13 protein-coding genes are annotated in these 16525 nt (G+C 66.5%); 11 read left to right on the forward strand and 2 right to left on the reverse strand.

Annotated elements, in window-relative coordinates; all coding sequences use genetic code 11:
* Positions 1-46 precede the first annotated feature (46 nt).
* Positions 47-1819, forward strand: coding sequence for an EAL domain-containing protein (locus tag AC07O3_RS30510; RefSeq protein ID WP_495341104.1), 1773 nt, complete (start codon positions 47-49; stop codon positions 1817-1819).
* 202 nt (positions 1820-2021) lie between these two features.
* Positions 2022-3512 carry a nucleobase:cation symporter-2 family protein gene (locus tag AC07O3_RS30515; protein WP_495341105.1) on the forward strand — a complete coding sequence of 497 codons (1491 nt, stop codon included), beginning with the start codon at positions 2022-2024 and terminating at the stop codon, positions 3510-3512.
* 7 nt (positions 3513-3519) lie between these two features.
* Here AC07O3_RS30515 and AC07O3_RS30520 read toward each other — a convergent pair whose 3' ends face one another.
* Entirely contained in the window at positions 3520-4377 is an 858-nt protein-coding gene (locus AC07O3_RS30520; protein WP_495341106.1) for an aldo/keto reductase, read from the reverse strand.
* Between the two features lie 31 nt (positions 4378-4408).
* Positions 4409-5836 (reverse strand): sensor histidine kinase, encoded by a 1428-nt coding sequence (locus AC07O3_RS30525; RefSeq protein WP_495341107.1) that lies wholly within the window; start codon positions 5834-5836, stop codon positions 4409-4411.
* A gap of 349 nt (positions 5837-6185) precedes the next feature.
* On the opposite strand from AC07O3_RS30525, the gene AC07O3_RS30530 reads away from it, so the two are divergent.
* The 9 genes from AC07O3_RS30530 (at position 6186) to AC07O3_RS30570 (ending at position 16403) form a co-directional block, all read left to right on the forward strand.
* Positions 6186-7268 (forward strand): tartrate dehydrogenase, encoded by a 1083-nt coding sequence (locus tag AC07O3_RS30530; protein WP_495341108.1) that lies wholly within the window; start codon positions 6186-6188, stop codon positions 7266-7268.
* A 174-nt stretch (positions 7269-7442) separates the two neighbouring features.
* The gene (locus AC07O3_RS30535) at positions 7443-8393 is read left to right on the forward strand and encodes an ABC transporter permease (RefSeq protein ID WP_097198480.1); all 951 of its coding nucleotides are present in this window, start codon (positions 7443-7445) and stop codon (positions 8391-8393) included.
* Positions 8390-9271: an ABC transporter permease gene (locus tag AC07O3_RS30540; protein WP_495341109.1), complete on the forward strand. Its 882-nt coding sequence runs from the start codon at positions 8390-8392 to the stop codon at positions 9269-9271. The genes AC07O3_RS30535 and AC07O3_RS30540 overlap by 4 nt, the downstream gene beginning before the upstream one ends.
* Before the next feature lie 5 nt (positions 9272-9276).
* Entirely contained in the window at positions 9277-10272 is a 996-nt protein-coding gene (locus AC07O3_RS30545) for an ABC transporter ATP-binding protein (RefSeq protein WP_495341110.1), read from the forward strand.
* Complete coding sequence (locus AC07O3_RS30550; protein ID WP_097198478.1) at positions 10269-11084, forward strand: ATP-binding cassette domain-containing protein; 816 nt, start codon at positions 10269-10271, stop codon at positions 11082-11084. Before AC07O3_RS30545 ends, AC07O3_RS30550 begins: the two co-directional genes overlap by 4 nt.
* Positions 11085-11132: 48 nt before the next feature.
* Positions 11133-12626 carry an ABC transporter substrate-binding protein gene (locus AC07O3_RS30555; protein WP_093083039.1) on the forward strand — a complete coding sequence of 498 codons (1494 nt, stop codon included), beginning with the start codon at positions 11133-11135 and terminating at the stop codon, positions 12624-12626.
* 4 nt (positions 12627-12630) lie between these two features.
* A complete protein-coding gene (locus AC07O3_RS30560; protein WP_495341111.1) occupies positions 12631-14031 on the forward strand; it encodes an amidase in 1401 nt (466 codons plus the stop codon).
* 23 nt (positions 14032-14054) lie between these two features.
* Positions 14055-15503: an aldehyde dehydrogenase family protein gene (locus AC07O3_RS30565; protein ID WP_495341112.1), complete on the forward strand. Its 1449-nt coding sequence runs from the start codon at positions 14055-14057 to the stop codon at positions 15501-15503.
* A gap of 9 nt (positions 15504-15512) precedes the next feature.
* Positions 15513-16403 (forward strand): NAD(P)-dependent oxidoreductase, encoded by an 891-nt coding sequence (locus tag AC07O3_RS30570; RefSeq protein ID WP_093180225.1) that lies wholly within the window; start codon positions 15513-15515, stop codon positions 16401-16403.
* The last annotated feature ends 122 nt before the right edge of the window (positions 16404-16525 follow it).

A 16525-nucleotide genomic window follows, 5' to 3' on the forward strand; every position in this document is an offset into this window, starting at 1 on the left:
GCGTTTTTCCCGTGCGCGATCGCCGCCGACGAACAACTTCCACAGCATGCCCCGGCAAACCCGGCCCAACGCCACCCCTGCCTCGCCTCCTGCGATCTCGCCCTTATTCCAGCCCATCGTGGATCTGCGCAAGGGCACGGTCTTCGGCCATGAAGCCCTCATTCGCGGACCGACCGGCACCCCGCTCCACAGCCCGCAGGCGCTGCTTGCACTTGCCGCGACCGAGTCGCGGCTGACCGAGTTCGAGCTGCTGTGCGTGGAAGTCATCCTCGCCCAGTGGGGCCGCCTGCCCAATGCGGGCCGGCTGTTCGTGAACATGAGCGCCGACGCGCTGGTCGCGGCCATGGGCGGCGCGGGCACGGCGTGCTGGCTCGAACGCATGCTCGCGCACCACAACGTCAGTGCCCGCGACGTGACTGTGGAGCTCACCGAGCAGCGGGCCACCGGCAGCCCTGAGGCGCTTGGGCGCGCGGTCGAGGCGCTGCATGCGCTGGGCGCGCGCGTCGCGCTCGACGACTTCGGCGAAGGCCATTCCAACCTGCGGCGCTGGAAAGACCTGCAGCCAGACTTCGTGAAGATCGACAAGCTGCTCACCCAGGGCATCGCCAACAGCCCGCAGAGCGTGGCGCTGGTGCGCGCCATCGTCGGCTTCGGCAACGCGCTGGGCACCGAGCTCATTGCAGAGGGCGTGGAAGACGCGAAGGACCTGCACGTGCTGCGCGACCTCGGCATTGCCCACGGCCAGGGCTACCTGTTCGGCCGGCCGGCGCCGGCGCTGCAGCCGGCGCTGCCCGAGCCCATGGCGGCCACCATCCGCGACACCCGCATCGCCGTGATGCCGCACGCGTCGCAACCGTCGCAGCCCAACGTGCTGCGCAGCCTGTCGATCATCCAGGCGCCTGCGCTCAGCCCGCAGACGCCGATCGACGAGGTCTCCGCAATCTTCCAGAAGCACCCCGAGCTGCATGCGCTCGCCGTGGTCGACAAGGGCACCCCCGTTTCGCTGATCAACCGGCAGTCGTTCATGAACGACTACGCGCGGATGTACTTCCGCGAGGTCCACGGCCGCCGCCCCTGCCTGGCCTACGGCAGCAGCACCCCGCGCATCGTGGAGCGCGAGGAGAACGTCGAGAGCCTGCTCGGCATCCTGATGTCTGAAGACCAGCGCTACCTGAGCGAAGGTTTCATCGTCACGGAGAAGAAGCGCTACGTCGGCCTGGGCACGGGCGACCAGCTCGTGCGCGCCGTGACCGAGGCGCGCATCGAGGCCGCGCGGCACGCCAATCCGCTGACCTCGTTGCCGGGCAACATCCCCATCAACATCCACATTGCGCGCCTGCTCAACAGCGGTGCCGACTTTGCTGCCTGCTATGCCGACCTGAACAACTTCAAGGTGTTCAACGACCATTACGGCTACTGGCGCGGCGACGAAATGATTTTGCTGCTCGCGCGACTGGCGACGCAGCACGCAGACGCCCATCGCGACTTCGTCGGTCACATCGGCGGCGACGACTTCCTGGTGCTGTTCCAGAGCCCTGACTGGCACCGGCGCTGCACCGCTCTGATCGACGACTTCAACCGGCAGGCGCCCGGCCTCTACGACGAAGCGGAAAGACAGTCCGGTGGCATCGAAGGCGAGGACCGGCATGGCGTGGTCCGGTTCACGCCCTTCTCCACGCTGTCCATCGGCGCGGTGCGCATTCCGCCGGGAATGTTCAGCCATGCCGAGGATGTGGCGAGCGAAGCGGCCATTGCGAAGCACGATGCCAAGCAGGCGGCCTCGGGCCTCACTGTGCGCGAGGCCCGGCCGCGCGCATAGCGCAGGGATTCATGCGTCGATGGTCCCGGCGGCCAGCGACAGTCTTGCGGCCTTGACCACTCGGCGAGGCCCCTGCGCGGATGCGGGTTTTCCAGAGTCTGGATTGTTGCATAAGTTGTATACAGTTTGGCGTACACAACGGGGTGTGCGCATGCCAAGCCGTGTCGCCCACCTTCCTTCTCGCCGCAGCAGGAGCCCAACGATGACGGCCGACAGTTCTCTCTCAATAGTCCATCCCGTGGACCAGCGCCTGCCTTCGGGCAAGCTCGCGGCCCTCGGCCTGCAGCACGTGCTGGTGATGTATGCGGGCGCCGTCGCGGTGCCGCTGATCGTCGGACGCGCGCTCAAACTCACGCCCGACGAGGTCGCGCTGCTGATCTCGGCCGACCTCTTCTGCTGCGGCATCGCCACGCTGATCCAGGCGCTGGGCGCCACGCAGTTCTTCGGCATCAAGCTGCCGGTGATGATGGGCGTGACTTTCGCGTCGGTCGCGCCGATGGTCGCCATCGCCAATGCCAACCCCGGCCAGAACGGCGCGCAGTTGCTGTTCGGCGCCATCATCGGCGCGGGTGTGGTGTCGATACTGATCGCGCCGCTGGTGAGCCGAATGCTGCGCTTCTTTCCGCCAGTGGTCACCGGCACCATCATCGCGGTCATCGGCATCAGCCTGATGCGCGTAGGCATCAACTGGATCTTCGGCAACCCCGTGGGCCCGACGGCGCCCGCGCTGGTCGACCCGGTCTATGCGAAGTGGCTGGCAGAAGTGACCTCGCCCGGCAGCTCCATTCCCGCCGTGCCCAAGGGCTTCGCGATCATGCCCACCGTGCCCAACCCAAAGTACGCAGACCTGTCGGGCTTCGGCGTGGCCGCGCTGGTGCTGGTGTCGATCCTGCTGATCGTCAAGTACGCCAAGGGCTTCATCGCCAACATCTCGGTGCTGCTCGGCATCGTGATCGGCGCCGTGGTGGCCTCGATCACCGGGCTCATGACCTACGAGAAGGTGGGCAAGGCCGCGTGGGTCGACATCGTGCTGCCCTTTCACTTCGGCATGCCGCAGTTCGACCCGATCCTGATCTTGACGATGACCCTCATCATGATCGTGGTGATGATCGAATCGACCGGCATGTTCCTCGCGCTCGGTGAGATGACCGACCGCAAGATCAGCCAGAAGGACCTGGCCCGCGGCCTGCGCACCGACGGCCTGGGCACGCTGATTGGCGGCATCTTCAACACCTTTCCGTACACCAGCTTCTCGCAGAACGTGGGCCTCGTGGCCGTCACCGGCATCAAGAGCCGCTATGTGTGCGTGGCCGGCGGCGCGATCCTGATCGTGCTGGGCCTGCTGCCGAAGATGGCCGCGCTGGTCGAGTCGCTGCCCACGGTGGTGCTCGGCGGTGCGGGCCTCGTGATGTTCGGCATGGTCGCGGCCACCGGCATCCGCATTTTGTCGGGCGTGGACTTCAAGACCAACCGCCACAACGCGATGATCGTCGCGGTGTCGATCGGCGTCGGCATGATTCCGCTGATCGCGCCCAACTTCAAGCAGTGGATGCCGCATGCCATTCACTCGCTGATCGAGTCGGGCATCTTGCTGGCGTCGATTGCGGCTGTGCTTCTGAACCTGTTCCTCAATGGTGCGAAGCACGACGAGCAAGCCGTCATTGCTGCGGCCAAGCAGGCCGAAGCCCACTGAGCCTTTGCTAGATCATCGCCAGCGGCCCCTTGCGCCGCGGCGGTGGGTGCAATCGGTCGAGTTCTTCGAGAGTTGCCGCATCGAGCTTCAACTCCTCTGCCGCCAGGTTCTCCTTCAGATGCGCGCTGCGCACCGCCTTCGGAATCGCCGCCACGCCGGGCCGCGCGATCACCGCGGCCAGCGCCAATTGCGCGGCCGTCACGCCGAGCCGCTCGGCCAATTCGCCCAGCCCATCGTCTTCAGCCAACGCGCCCTGGTCGATCGGGCTGTAGGCCATCAGCGGCATGCCATGCTCGCGCAGCCAGGGCAGCAGGCTGAACTCCGGGCCGCGCTCGCCGAGCGACAAGTAAACCTGATTGGCCGCGCACTCCGGGCCATCGCCCACGGCCTGCGCCAGCTCTTCCATATCGTCGGTGTCGAAGTTGCTCACGCCCCAGTGGGCTATGCGCCCGTCTGCTACCAGCGAATGCATTGCCGCGACCGTCTCGCTCAGCGGATGGCTGCCGCGCCAGTGCAGCAGGTAGAGATCGATGGCGTCGAGCCCCAGCCGCTTCAGGCTGCGCTCGCAGGCATCGCGCGTGCCGCGCCTGCTGGCGTTGTGCGGGTAGACCTTGCTGACGACGAAGAGCTCTTCACGCCGCACGTCGCCCGCACGCAAGGCCTCGCCGATGGCCTGGCCCAAGACGGTTTCGGCGCCGCCTTCGCCGTACATCTCGGCGGTGTCGATGAGGCGGTAGCCGAGCGCGATGGCCTCGCGCACCGCCTTCACTTCGGCCGCGCGATGCCCCGCGTTTTCGCCCATGCGCCAGGTGCCGAGACCGAGGACCGGCATCTCGCCGCCGGTGGGGAGTTGGAGTGTTCGCATCGGGCCATGGTACGGGGGACGCAAGGCCCTGTCAGCCCGTCGACAACGGCAGCCACACGGTCGCGAGCAGGCCGCTCCCGTCTTCACCGGCTGCCAGTTCGATCCGGCCGCCATGCTTGTTCAGCACCGAGCGAACGATCGCCAACCCCAGCCCGCTGCCCGACTGCGTCTGGTCCGGGTTGCGAAAGAAGCGGTCGAACACGCGCTCGCGCAGCTCCGGCGGAATGCCCGGCCCCTGGTCCGTCACGCGCAGCACGGCCTTCGACGATTCCGGTTCGCACGCAACGCGCACGGTGACAGTGCCGCCATCCGGGCTGTACTTGATGGCGTTCTCGATGAGATTGCTCACCATCGAGATCAGGCTCTCGCGTTCGCCGAACACCAGCACCGCGCCTTCGGACACGAAGTCCAGCCCGATGCCGCGCACGCGTGCAAGGTCCTCCACGAACGGGATGCGCTCCTGCACCAGCGCATCGAACGCGAGCCGCATGGGCACCGCGTCCTGCGGCATCTCGTCGCTGCGCATCAACTGCTGCAACTGGCCCACCAGCCGCGCGGCGCGGTCGTTGCTGCGCAGCAGGTTGATCATGAGTTCGCGCTGGCCCGCGTCGGCGGTCTGTTCCTTCAGCGCTTCGACATTCACGCGCATCGCATCGAGCGGCGTGCGCAGTTCATTCGCTGCATCGGCGATCAGCATGCGCTCGCGCGATGCCCGGTCGCGCACGCTGCGCAGCAGGTCGTTGATGCTGCGCACCAGCGGCTGCAGCTCCTTGTGCCGCGGTTCGAAGCTCAGCGGCGTCAGGTCGGCCGGGCCACGCTCGGCAGTCTCTTGCGTTACCTGCCGCCAGGGCCGCAGCGCGAACAGCACCGACAGCCACGCCGGAAAGACGAGAAACGGCAGGCTGATGGCCAGCGGCAGCAGGTAGTAGCTGCGGTGGTCGACGGTGACGCTGAAACGCAGGACTTTCGGCTCGGCCAGCAGCACGCGGGTGTCAAGCCCCGGCGAAGTCATCATGCGCGCGCGCCACATGCGCTCGCCGACGCGCACGTTCTCCACCCGACCCGGCACTGCCGTTTGCATGACCGGCGCGGCAGCTGTGGAGTTGAAGATGAGCCGCCCCCGCTGCCACACCTGCATGACGGGCGCCTTGTCCGTCTCCGAACTGAAGTCACCCGAGGTTTCGAGCAGCGCCATGTCGAAGGCCTTCAGGGCCTCCTGCTGACGGGCGGGGTCGGCCGCGAGGTTCTGCGCAATCGTGATGACGCTATCGAAGATCTTGTCGTAGCGCACCAGATCCGTCACGCGGTTGGAGTCGTACAGGAACAGCGCCAGGATGGCGCCCCACAGCAGCACGACCACCGCGGTCTGCGCCAGCAGCAGGCGCCGCAGCAGCGAGGGCTGCAACCACCGCTTCCAGCGCCGGGCAAGCGCCGTCATGGCGACAGGCAAAAGATTCATGGTCCTCCAGGCGGCGGTCTCTGCGGAGCGCATCGCAAGCGCGTGGAGTATCCGGCACGCCCGCGCCGAGGGCTTCAGAAAACCTTCATGAACCGGTTGTCGGAGCCGGCAAGCGGTCGGTCGCGGATGCTTGTTGCCTTCTAATTTTCTGAAGTCAAAGTCAATTTAATGACAAGAAATTCTCGGAATCCCCTGTGAAGGCATTCCGCTTTGCCTTCTGATTTTGTCAATGCCATTTGAGTGCCAACCCCCTCTTCAGGCCCGGTTCTCGCTTCTAGAATTTTTTGGCAAGCCCTGCGTCACGAGCGCTGGTGCACCGAACGAAACGAACTTGGAACAGGTTGAGTCAATGCAGAAAAAGCACAGGATTGCCGTCATTCCCGGAGACGGCATCGGCGTCGAGGTCATGCCCGAAGGGTTGCGCGTACTCGATGCGGTCGGTCGCCGCTTCGGCATCGATTTCTCATACGACCACTTCGACTGGGGCTCCGACCACTATGTGCGCACCGGCCTGATGATGCCGGCCGACTGGGACGACAAGATCCAGGGCCACGACGCGATCTATTTCGGTGCGGTGGGTGCGCCCGACAAGGTGCCCGATCACATCGCCGTGTGGGGCCTGCTCATCAAGATCCGCCGTGACTTCGACCAGTACGTGAACCTGCGCCCCGTGCGCCTGATGCCCGGCGTGCCTGGCCCGCTGGCGCACCGCAAGCCCGGTGACATCGACTTTCTGGTGGTGCGCGAGAACACCGAGGGCGAGTACACCTCGGTGGGTGGGCGCCTGTTCGAAGGCACGCCGCGCGAGATGGCAATCCAGGAGGCTGTGTTCACCCGCACCGGCGTGGACCGCATCATCGACTACGCGTTCCAGCTCGCCAATCGCCGCAAGCGCAAGAACCTGGTGGCCGCCACCAAGTCGAACGGCATCTCGATCACCATGCCCTATTGGGACGAGCGCCTGGCCGAGATCGCTACGCGCTACCCCGACGTGGCGACGAGCAAGTACCACATCGACATCCTGTGCGCGCATTTCGTGCAGCACCCCGACTGGTTCGACGTGGTGGTGGCTTCCAACCTGTTCGGAGACATCCTCTCCGACCTGGGCCCGGCCTGCACCGGCACCATCGGCATCGCGCCCTCGGCCAACCTGAACCCCGAACGCAAATTCCCCTCACTGTTCGAACCGGTGCACGGTTCGGCGCCCGACATCGCGGGCAAGGGCATCGCCAATCCGATCGGCCAGATCTGGTCGGCCGCGCTGATGCTCGACCATCTGGGCAACAACGACCCGGTGTACGCAGAGGCTTCGGCTGCGGTGATCTCGGCCATCGAGACCGTGCTGAGCGAAGGTCCGCGTACTCGCGACATGGGCGGCACTGCTTCGACTGTGGACGTCGGCCGCGCGATTGCTAGCTGCATCTCGGCATGAAATCTCGCTCTTGTTCAAGGCGCGCTCATGTGCGAATGGCACCGGGTGCTCCCCGCAGCGAAATAAAGGAGCAGCCGAAGGCGGGGAACATTCGCGGAGGGGAGTACCCGGTGTCATTCGCACGCACCCTGAACAAGAACACCCAACGACACAACGCAGAGCGGAGTCACTGAAATGGGCCTGTTCCTGCTGAAACGCACACTGACGCTCATCGGCACCCTGGTGGGCGCATCCATCATCGTGTTCCTGGTACTGGAGATTCTTCCGGGCAATGCAGCGCAGATGCTGATGGGACCGGATGCCTCTCCTGAAGCCGTCGCAGCGCTGGCCACCAAGCTGGGCCTCGACTTGCCGGCGTGGACACGCTACTGGCACTGGATCGGCGGCCTGCTCACCGGCAACCTCGGCGACAGCTACGCCTACAGCTCGCCGGTGCTCGACCTGATCCTGGAACGCCTCGCGCTCACCGTGCCTCTGGCCATGCTGGCGATGGCTCTCACCGTCGTGATTGCATTGCTGGTGGGCGTCACAGCCGCTGCCCGCCACAACAAGCTTGGCGACGTCGGCCTGATGGGCATGGCCCAGGTCGGCATCGCCATTCCGAACTTCTGGTTCGCCATCCTGCTGATCCTCGTGTTCTCGGTGCAGCTGCAGTGGTTCTCCGCTGGCGGTTTCGAGGGATGGGGCGAAGGCATCTTCGCGGGCATCAAGTCGCTGCTGCTGCCGGCGCTGTCTCTTGCCGTCGTTCAAGCCGCGATCCTCGCGCGCATCACCCGCTCGGCCGTGCTCGAAGTGATGCGCGAAGACTTCGTTCGCACCGCGCGCGCCAAGGGTGTCTCGCAGCGCGCGGTGCTGTGGACCCACGTGCTGCGCAACGCCATGATCCCCGTCATCACCGTGATGGGCATGCAGTTCTCCGAGCTGCTGGCCGGCACCATCGTGGTGGAGAACGTGTTCTACCTGCCGGGCCTGGGCCGGCTGATCTTCCAGGCCATCAGCAACCGCGACCTGATCGTGGTGCGCAACTGCGTGATGCTGCTGGCGGCCATGGTGGTCATCGTGAACTTCGTGGTCGACGTGCTGTATGCCGTGATCGACCCGCGCATCAAGGCCAGCGACATATGAGCACCCTTGCTATTCCAAGTCCAGGCGCTGCGGCGCTCAAGGTCCCCGGCTTCTGGCAGCGCGCACTGAAGCACCGCAGCTTCGTCATCGGCGGCGTGCTTGCCGCCCTGCTGCTCCTGGCCGCCCTCGTGTCCTTCGTGTGGACGCCTTGGTCGCCCTATGCGATGGACATGCCGAACAAGATGCAGGCCCCTTCGGCCTCGCACTGGCTCGGCACCGATGCGTTCGGCCGCGACGTGGCTTCGTTGCTGCTGGTCGGTGCGCGCGCGTCCATCCTCGTCGGCGTGATCGCAGTCGGTATCGGCCTGGTGGTCGGCACCGCCTTGGGCCTGCTCGCGGCTGCGAAACGCGGCTGGGTCGAAGAAGCGGTGATGCGGCTGTCGGACTTCACGCTGGCCTTCCCTGCGATCCTGTCGGCCATCATGATGACCGCCGTGTTCGGCGCGGGCATCGTCAACGCGATCATCGCGATCGGCATCTACAACATCCCGACCTTCGCGCGCATCACGCGCGCTTCTGCCAACGCGATCTGGTCGCGCGAGTACGTCGCCGCCGCACGCGCCTGCGGCAAGGGCCCGTTCGCGATCACGATGCAGCACGTGCTGCCCAACATCTCGGCCGTGCTGATCGTGCAGATCACGATCCGCTTCGCCATCGCCATCCTGGCCGAAGCCGCCCTCTCCTACCTGGGCCTGGGCACGCAGCCGCCGCAACCCTCGTGGGGCCGCATGCTCAGCGAAGCGCAGACCCTCATGTTCCAGCAGCCGCTGCTGGCCGTCTTCCCCGGCATGGCGATCGCCCTCGCAGTGCTCGGGCTGAATCTCCTTGGCGACGGGCTGCGCGACTTGCTCGACCCCCGCCTCGCCAGAGCCCGGTAAGCGCCATGCCCCTCCTCGAAGTCAACAACCTCCAGATCGGCCTGCAGACCCAGCGCGGGCCGGCGCAGGCCGTGCGCGGCATTTCGTTCTCGCTGGAGCGCGGCGAAACGCTGGGCATCGTCGGCGAATCGGGCTGCGGCAAGTCGATCACCGTGATGTCGCTCATGGGCCTGCTGCCGTCCAGCGCCAAGCTCGCGGGCAGCATCAAGCTCGACGGGCAGGAGCTCGTCGGCCTGCCCGAAAAGCAGATGTGCCAGATCCGCGGCAACCGCATCGGCATGATCTTCCAGGAGCCGATGACTGCACTGAATCCGGTGCACACCATCGCGCGCCAGGTCGGCGAGCCACTGCAGCTGCATCGCGGGCTGACGAAGGCGCAGGCCCGCAAGGAAGCACTGAGCCTGCTCGACCGCGTGGGCATTCCCGATGCGGCCTCGCGCCTTGATGCCTATCCGCACCAGTTCTCGGGCGGCCAGCGCCAGCGCATCGGCATTGCGATGGCGCTTGCCTGCGGGCCAGATCTGCTGATTGCAGACGAACCCACCACGGCGCTCGACGTGACCATCCAGAAACAGGTGCTCGACCTGATCCAGGGCCTGGTCAAGGAAATGGGCATGGCGCTGATCCTGATCTCGCACGATCTCGGCGTGATCGCCAACAGCGTGCAGCGCATGCTCGTGATGTACGGCGGCAGCGCAGTGGAGAGCGGCCCGACCGACACGGTCTTTGCCGGCCGTGCACATCCCTACACACGCGGCCTGTTCGCGGCGCGGCCCGCTATCGGTGCGGTTCGTGCCGGCCGCCTGCCGACCATTCGTGGCAGCGTGCCCGAACTGGTCGACATGCCGCGCGGCTGCGCCTTTGCCGGTCGCTGCGCCCACACCATCGACCTGTGCCAAAGCACGCGACCCAAAGCCACGATGCTGCCGAACGACCACACGGTGCGCTGCCTGCGGCTGGGCGAAATCGCCGCGTTGAATGCCAAGGCGGCCACCGCATGAGCAAGCCCATCACCGCCGGCCAGCCCCTGCTGGCCGTGAACAACCTCTACCGCCATTACGCGCTGCCGCGCGAGAAGCTCTTCGGCCCGCCACCCACCGTGAAGGCGCTCAACGGCGTGAGCTTCGAGGTGCAGGCCGGCAAGAGCGTGGGCATCGTCGGTGAATCGGGCTCGGGCAAGTCGACCATCGCTCGCCTCGTGATGGCGCTCGACACGCCCACTTCGGGCACCGTCTCGCTCGAAGGCCGAAACCTGCATGCGCTGCCCAAGGCCGAGCTGCGCACCGCGCGGCGCGACTTCCAGATGGTTTTCCAGGACCCCTATGGCTCCCTCGACCCGCGCCAGACGGTCGCACGCATCGTCGCCGAGCCGCTCGAAGCACTGGCCGAGACCAGCCGCGCCGTGCAACGCGAACGCGCTTCCGAAGCGCTCGCTGCAGTGGGCCTGCGCACCACCGACATGGACAAGTACCCGCACGAGTTCTCGGGCGGACAGCGCCAGCGCATCGCGATTGCGCGCGCGCTCATCACGCGCCCCAAGCTCATCGTCGCCGACGAACCGGTAAGCGCATTGGATGTCTCGGTGCAGGCCCAGGTGCTCAACCTCATGCAAGACCTGCAGCAGCAGTTCGGCATCAGCTATCTGCTCATCAGTCACGACCTCGCGGTGGTCAACCATCTGTGCGACGAGGTCTGCGTGGTCTTCAAGGGCCGCATCGTCGAACGGGGCCGCCCGGCCGACCTGTTCCAGCACGCCCAGCACGAATACACGCGCACCCTGCTTTCCGCCGTTCTGCACACGCCGTCCCGCTAGCCGGGCAAGGCTTTCTTTTCCTCCACCCTCACCTCCAGGAACTATCGAATGTTGAAGCGACGCACACTCATGACTTCCGCCATGGCCGCGGCAATCCCGGGTGTCTTCCTGCCCCAGGCGCGCGCGCAGGCCGGCAAGAACACGCTGACGATCGGCATGCCGCTCGAACCACCAGGCCTGGACCCGACGAGCGGCGCCGCATCGGCCATCGCGGAGATCACGCAGTACAACATCTTCGAGACGCTCACCAAGGTGAACGCCGACGGCTCGGTCACGCCGATGCTGGCCGAGAGCTGGACGTCGTCGCCCGACATGAAGACCTTCGTCTTCAAGCTGCGCAAGGGCGTGCGCTTCGAGAACGGCCAGCCCTTCAACGCGTCGGTGGTGAAGTTCTCGTTCGACCGCGCAGGTGGCGCCAAGAGCACCAACAAGGACAAGCGCTTCTTCAGCGAGATCGGCACCGTGGTGCTCGACGAGTACATGGTGGGCGTGAACAGCACGCTGCCCAACCCCGACCTGCCGTTCATGCTGGGCCAGTCGACCGCCTGCATCGTCGAGCCCAAGAGCGCCGAGACCAACGTCACTGCGCCAGTCGGCACCGGCCCGTACAAGCTGAGCGCATGGCAGCGCGGCGCCTCGTGCACGCTGGTGAAATCGCCGACGTATCGCGACCCGAATCTTGCGAAGACCGAGAAATTCGTCTTCCGATTCATGTCTGACACGGCCGCGCAGACCGCCGCACTGCTGTCGAACGACATCGACATCTTCCCGCGCGCGGGCACGCGCTCGGTGAGCCAGTTCAAGGGCAACCCGCGCTTCCAGGTGATCGAGGTCGGCACGCGCGGCAAGGTGATCCTGACCATCAACAACCGCAAGAAGCCGCTGGACGACGTGCGCGTGCGCCGCGCCATCCTCGCGGCCATCGACCGCAACGCCATCGTCCAGGGCGCGGCGGACGGCTTCGGCAGGCCCATCGGCAGCCACTACGCATTGGGCGCGCCGGGCTTCATCGACACCACGGCGATGAACCCCTTCGACATCGAGAAGGCGAAGAAGCTGCTGGCCGAGGCCGGCGTGAAGACGCCGCTCGAACTGCGCCTGCAGCTGCCACCGCCTTCGTATGCACGCCAGGGCGGCGAGATGATCGCGGCGCAACTGGCGCAGATCGGCATCAACGTGAAGATCCAGAACGTCGAGTGGGCCCAGTGGCTCAGCGGCACCTTCGGCGGCGCGCACGACTTCGACCTGACCATGGTCGCGCACGTGGAGCCCTTCGACCTTGTGAAGTACACCGAGCCCGACTACTACTGGGGCTACGACTCGAAGAAGTTCCGCGACCTGTTCGTCAGCATCCAGAACGAAGAGAACAAGAAGCGCCGCGCCGATCTGCTGGCCGAGGCACAGCGCCAGCTGGCAACCGACGCAGTCAACGGCTTCCTGTACCAGGCGGTGTTCCCGACCATCGCACGCAAGGAAGTGAAGGGCCTGTGGCCGAGCATGCCGATCGTGGTGAACGACCTGGCCGCAATCTCGTGGAGTTGATGCGATGACCAAGCCCCTGTACTCCCTGAGCGTGCAGGAGCTGCACGCGGCCTACCGCAGCAAGGAGCTTTCGCCGGTGGAAGTGGTGCGCTCGGTCAACGAACGCATCGCGGCCTACGAACCCGAGCTGCACGCGACCTGGCTCTTCCGCCCCGAGCTTGCGCTCGAGCAGGCCCGCGCCTCCGAGGCGCGCTGGCTGGCCGGCACGCCACGCGGCACGCTCGACGGCGTGCCCGTGACCATCAAGGACAACCTCGCGACCGAAGGCGACCCGATGCCGCTGGGCACCGCCGCCTACGACCTCGTGCCGATGACGCAGGACTCCCCGCCCGCTGCACGCCTGAAGGAAGACGGCACGGTGCTGGTCGCCAAGACCACCATGCCCGACCTGGGCATGCTGTCGTCGGGCCTGTCGAGCTTTCATGAACTCTCGCGCAACCCGTGGGACCTGTCGCGCACGCCGGGCGGCTCCAGCGCGGGTGCCGGTGCAGCGGCTGCCGCAGGCTACGGCCCGCTGCACGTAGGCACCGACATCGGCGGCTCGCTGCGCCTGCCGGCCAGCTGGTGCGGCATCTACACGCTCAAGCCCAGCTTCGGCCGCATTCCGCTGAGCACGCCCTACATGGGCCGCTGCGCCGGACCGATGACGCGCACGGTGGCCGACTCGGCGCTGATGATGGCCTCGGTCGCGCAGCCCGACGACCGCGATTATTCGGAACTGCCGGCGCCGGGCATCGACTGGACGGCCTTCGAAGTCGACCCGTCGTTCATCAAGGGCAAGCGCGTGGCACTGCACATGGACGCGGGCTGCGGACTGCCGCTGGACCCGCAGATCGCCGAGGCGGTGCGCCGCGCCGCGAAGCGCATCGAGGCGGCCGGCGCGCTGGTGGAAGAAATCAAGCCCTTCATGACGCCGAAGATGCTGCAGGGCATGGACCACTTCTGGCGCATGCGCTCGTGCATCGACATGCAGGCGATGACGCCGGAGAAGCGCGCGAAGATTCTCCCGTACATCCGCGACTGGGCCGAGAGCGCGGCCGGGTTCTCCGGCGCGCACATCTTCGAGGCCTACAGCCAGTTCATCGCCACGCGTGCGGCCACCGTTGCCGCCACCAAGGGCTACGACTTCGTGATCTCGCCGGTGTCGCCCAACATGCCCGCGCCGGCGGACCATGCCTCGCCGACCAACGACCCGATGCTGCCGCTGGAGCACATCGGCTTCACGGTGCCCTACAACATGTCGGAGCAGCCTGCCGCCTCGATCAACTGCGGCTACTCGGCAGAGGGCCTGCCCATCGGCCTGCAGATTGCCGGGCGCCGCTTCGACGACCTGGGCGTGCTGCAGTTCAGCCGCGCCTTCGAGCAGATCCGCGAAGCACAACACCCCTGGCCGGAACCCAAGTGACCGGCCGCAAGGAGACAAAGCAAATGAACGCAACCCACTACATCGACGGCCACCACGTGCCGTCCGAAGGCAACGCCACCATCGACGTGATCGACCCGAGCGATGGCCAGAAATTCGGCCAGATCGCACGCGGCACCGCCGCCGACGTGGACACGGCCGTGCGCGCCGCGCGCAAGGCCATGGGCGAGAACTTCGACGGCTCCTGGGGCGCGATGACCGCGCTGGAGCGTGGCCGCCTGCTCGCCAAGCTGGGCGCCGCCGTGATGCAGCACCACGAAGAGCTCGCGCAGCTCGAAGCTCGCGACACCGGCAAGGCGCTGCGCGTGGCGCGCAACGACGCGACCGCGCTGGCCCGCTACATGGAGTACTACGCCGGTGCCTGCGACAAGCTGCACGGCGACACCCTGCCCTACGAGCGCGGCTACACCGTGCTGACGGTGCGCATTCCGCACGGCGTGACGGGCCACATCATTCCCTGGAACTACCCGATGCAGATCGCAGGCCGCAGCGTGGGCGCCTCGCTCGCCGCGGGCAACGCCTGCGTGGTGAAGCCGGCGGAAGACGCGAGCCTGTCGCTGCTGCGCCTGGCGGAGATTGCGACGGAGGTGGGCTTTCCGGCCGGCGCGCTCAACGTGGTGACGGGCTACGGCAAGGAAGCCGGCGCGGCGCTGTGTGCGAACCCGGGCATCGACCACATCTCGTTCACCGGCTCGACCATGACCGGCCGCAGCGTGGGCCTGGCCGCGGCCGAGCGCCATTGCCCGGTGACGCTGGAGCTGGGCGGCAAGTCGCCGCAGATCGTGTTCGCCGACGCCGACCTGGATGCGGCCGAGCCAGTGCTGCTCAACGCCATCATCCAGAACGCCGGCCAGACCTGCTCAGCGGGCAGCCGCGTGCTGGTGGAGCAATCGGTCTACGAAGAGGTGGTGCAGCGGCTCGCGAAGCGCTTCACGGCCGTGCGCGCGGGCACGCCCGCCGAAGACCTGGACATGGGTCCGCTCATCAACGAGAAGCAGTTTCGCCAGGTGCGCGACATGGTCTCGACGGCCGAGGCGAATGGCCTGAAGGTGGCGGCGCGCGGCACGGTGTCACCCAACGCGTCGGCCACCGGCTACTACCAGGAGGCCGTGCTGTTCCGCGACGTGCCGCACGACAGCGACCTGGTGCAGCGCGAAATCTTCGGCCCGGTGCTGGTCGTGATGCCCTTCGCCGACGAGGCCGAGGCTGTGCGCCTGGCCAACGGCACGGACTTCGGACTGGTGGCCGGCGTGTGGACCCGCGACGGCGCGCGCCAGCTGCGCATGGCGCACAAGCTGCACTGCGGCCAGGTCTTCGTCAACAATTACGGTGCGGCGGGTGGTGTAGAACTGCCTTTCGGCGGCGTGAAATCGAGCGGCTTCGGCCGCGAGAAGGGCTTCGAGGCCCTGCTCGGATTCACGACCCTCAAGACCATCGCCATCAAGCACGGATGAAGACAACACATGACAACCACTGAACAGCAAGCGCCGCGCAAAGTCGGCCTCGTCGGCGTCGGCCTGATGGGCCACGGCATTGCCAGCAACATCGTCAAGCACGGCCACCAGCTCACCGTGCTGGAGCACGCGGGCAACCAGCCCATCGACGGCCTGCTGAAGGCCGGCGCCACTTCGGTGAAGGACGTTGCCGCGCTCGCTGCGCAGGTCGACGTGCTGATCCTCTGCGTAACCGGCACGCCGCAGGTCGAGGCCGTGATGCTCGGCGACAAGGGCGCATTGACTGCGCTGCGCCCCGGCACGGTGGTAATCGACTGCTCGACGGCCGTGCCCGCTTCCACCGCCAAGGTGGCGGAAGCAGTGAGCGCGAAGGGCGGCAAGTTCATCGATGCGCCGATGACGCGCACCGCGAAGGAAGCCGCCGAAGGCCGGCTGAACCTGCTGGTGGGTGGCGACGCCGAGGTGCTGGCCTCGTGCCTGCCGTTGCTGCGCTGCTTTGCCGAGAACGTCACGCACGTGGGCGGCATCGGTGCGGGCCACGCGATGAAGCTGCTGCACAACTTCGTGTCGCTGGGCACCGTGGCGCTGCTGTGCGAGGCTGCTGCCTGTGCCGAGCGCGCGGGCGTGAAGCCCGATGTGTTTGTCGACGTGCTTGCCAAGGGCGGCGGCAACGGTGTGGCACTGGAACGCGTCAAGCCCAAGCTGCTGACTGGCAGCACCGATTCGCTGAAGTTCTCGATGGCCAATGCCAAGAAGGACCTGGGGTACTACAACGACATGGCGGAGCAGTCGTCTTCCAGTCATGGCATTGCGCAGGCTGTCGATGCGCTGTTGACTCAGGGTGTCGAGAAGTTCGGGCCTGACCGGATGGTGCTTGATCTGGTCGAAGCGCTGCGCTGATTTCTTGTTGTGTTCTGTGCGCCGTTGTTCAGGGCGCGTGCACAGGACACCGGGTACTCCCCTCCGCGAATGTCCCCCGGCCTTCGGCCTCCTCCTTTATTTCGCTGCGGGGAGCACCCGAT

The sequence above is a fragment of the Variovorax sp. GW821-FHT09D05 genome, assembly GCF_059416325.1.

Excerpts from the sequence above, each read along its gene's own strand:
- AC07O3_RS30565 (WP_495341112.1), top strand. The coding sequence starts at position 14,055 with ATGAACGCAACCCACTACATCGACGGCCACCACGTGCCGTCCGAAGGC.
- AC07O3_RS30535 (WP_097198480.1), top strand. The coding sequence starts at position 7,443 with ATGGGCCTGTTCCTGCTGAAACGCACACTGACGCTCATCGGCACCCTG.
- AC07O3_RS30555 (WP_093083039.1), top strand. The coding sequence starts at position 11,133 with ATGTTGAAGCGACGCACACTCATGACTTCCGCCATGGCCGCGGCAATC.
- AC07O3_RS30570 (WP_093180225.1), top strand. The coding sequence starts at position 15,513 with ATGACAACCACTGAACAGCAAGCGCCGCGCAAAGTCGGCCTCGTCGGC.
- AC07O3_RS30530 (WP_495341108.1), top strand. The coding sequence starts at position 6,186 with ATGCAGAAAAAGCACAGGATTGCCGTCATTCCCGGAGACGGCATCGGC.
- AC07O3_RS30525 (WP_495341107.1), bottom strand. The coding sequence starts at position 5,836 with ATGAATCTTTTGCCTGTCGCCATGACGGCGCTTGCCCGGCGCTGGAAG.
- AC07O3_RS30510 (WP_495341104.1), top strand. The coding sequence starts at position 47 with ATGCCCCGGCAAACCCGGCCCAACGCCACCCCTGCCTCGCCTCCTGCG.
- AC07O3_RS30545 (WP_495341110.1), top strand. The coding sequence starts at position 9,277 with ATGCCCCTCCTCGAAGTCAACAACCTCCAGATCGGCCTGCAGACCCAG.
- AC07O3_RS30550 (WP_097198478.1), top strand. The coding sequence starts at position 10,269 with ATGAGCAAGCCCATCACCGCCGGCCAGCCCCTGCTGGCCGTGAACAAC.
- AC07O3_RS30515 (WP_495341105.1), top strand. The coding sequence starts at position 2,022 with ATGACGGCCGACAGTTCTCTCTCAATAGTCCATCCCGTGGACCAGCGC.
- AC07O3_RS30520 (WP_495341106.1), bottom strand. The coding sequence starts at position 4,377 with ATGCGAACACTCCAACTCCCCACCGGCGGCGAGATGCCGGTCCTCGGT.
- AC07O3_RS30560 (WP_495341111.1), top strand. The coding sequence starts at position 12,631 with ATGACCAAGCCCCTGTACTCCCTGAGCGTGCAGGAGCTGCACGCGGCC.
- AC07O3_RS30540 (WP_495341109.1), top strand. The coding sequence starts at position 8,390 with ATGAGCACCCTTGCTATTCCAAGTCCAGGCGCTGCGGCGCTCAAGGTC.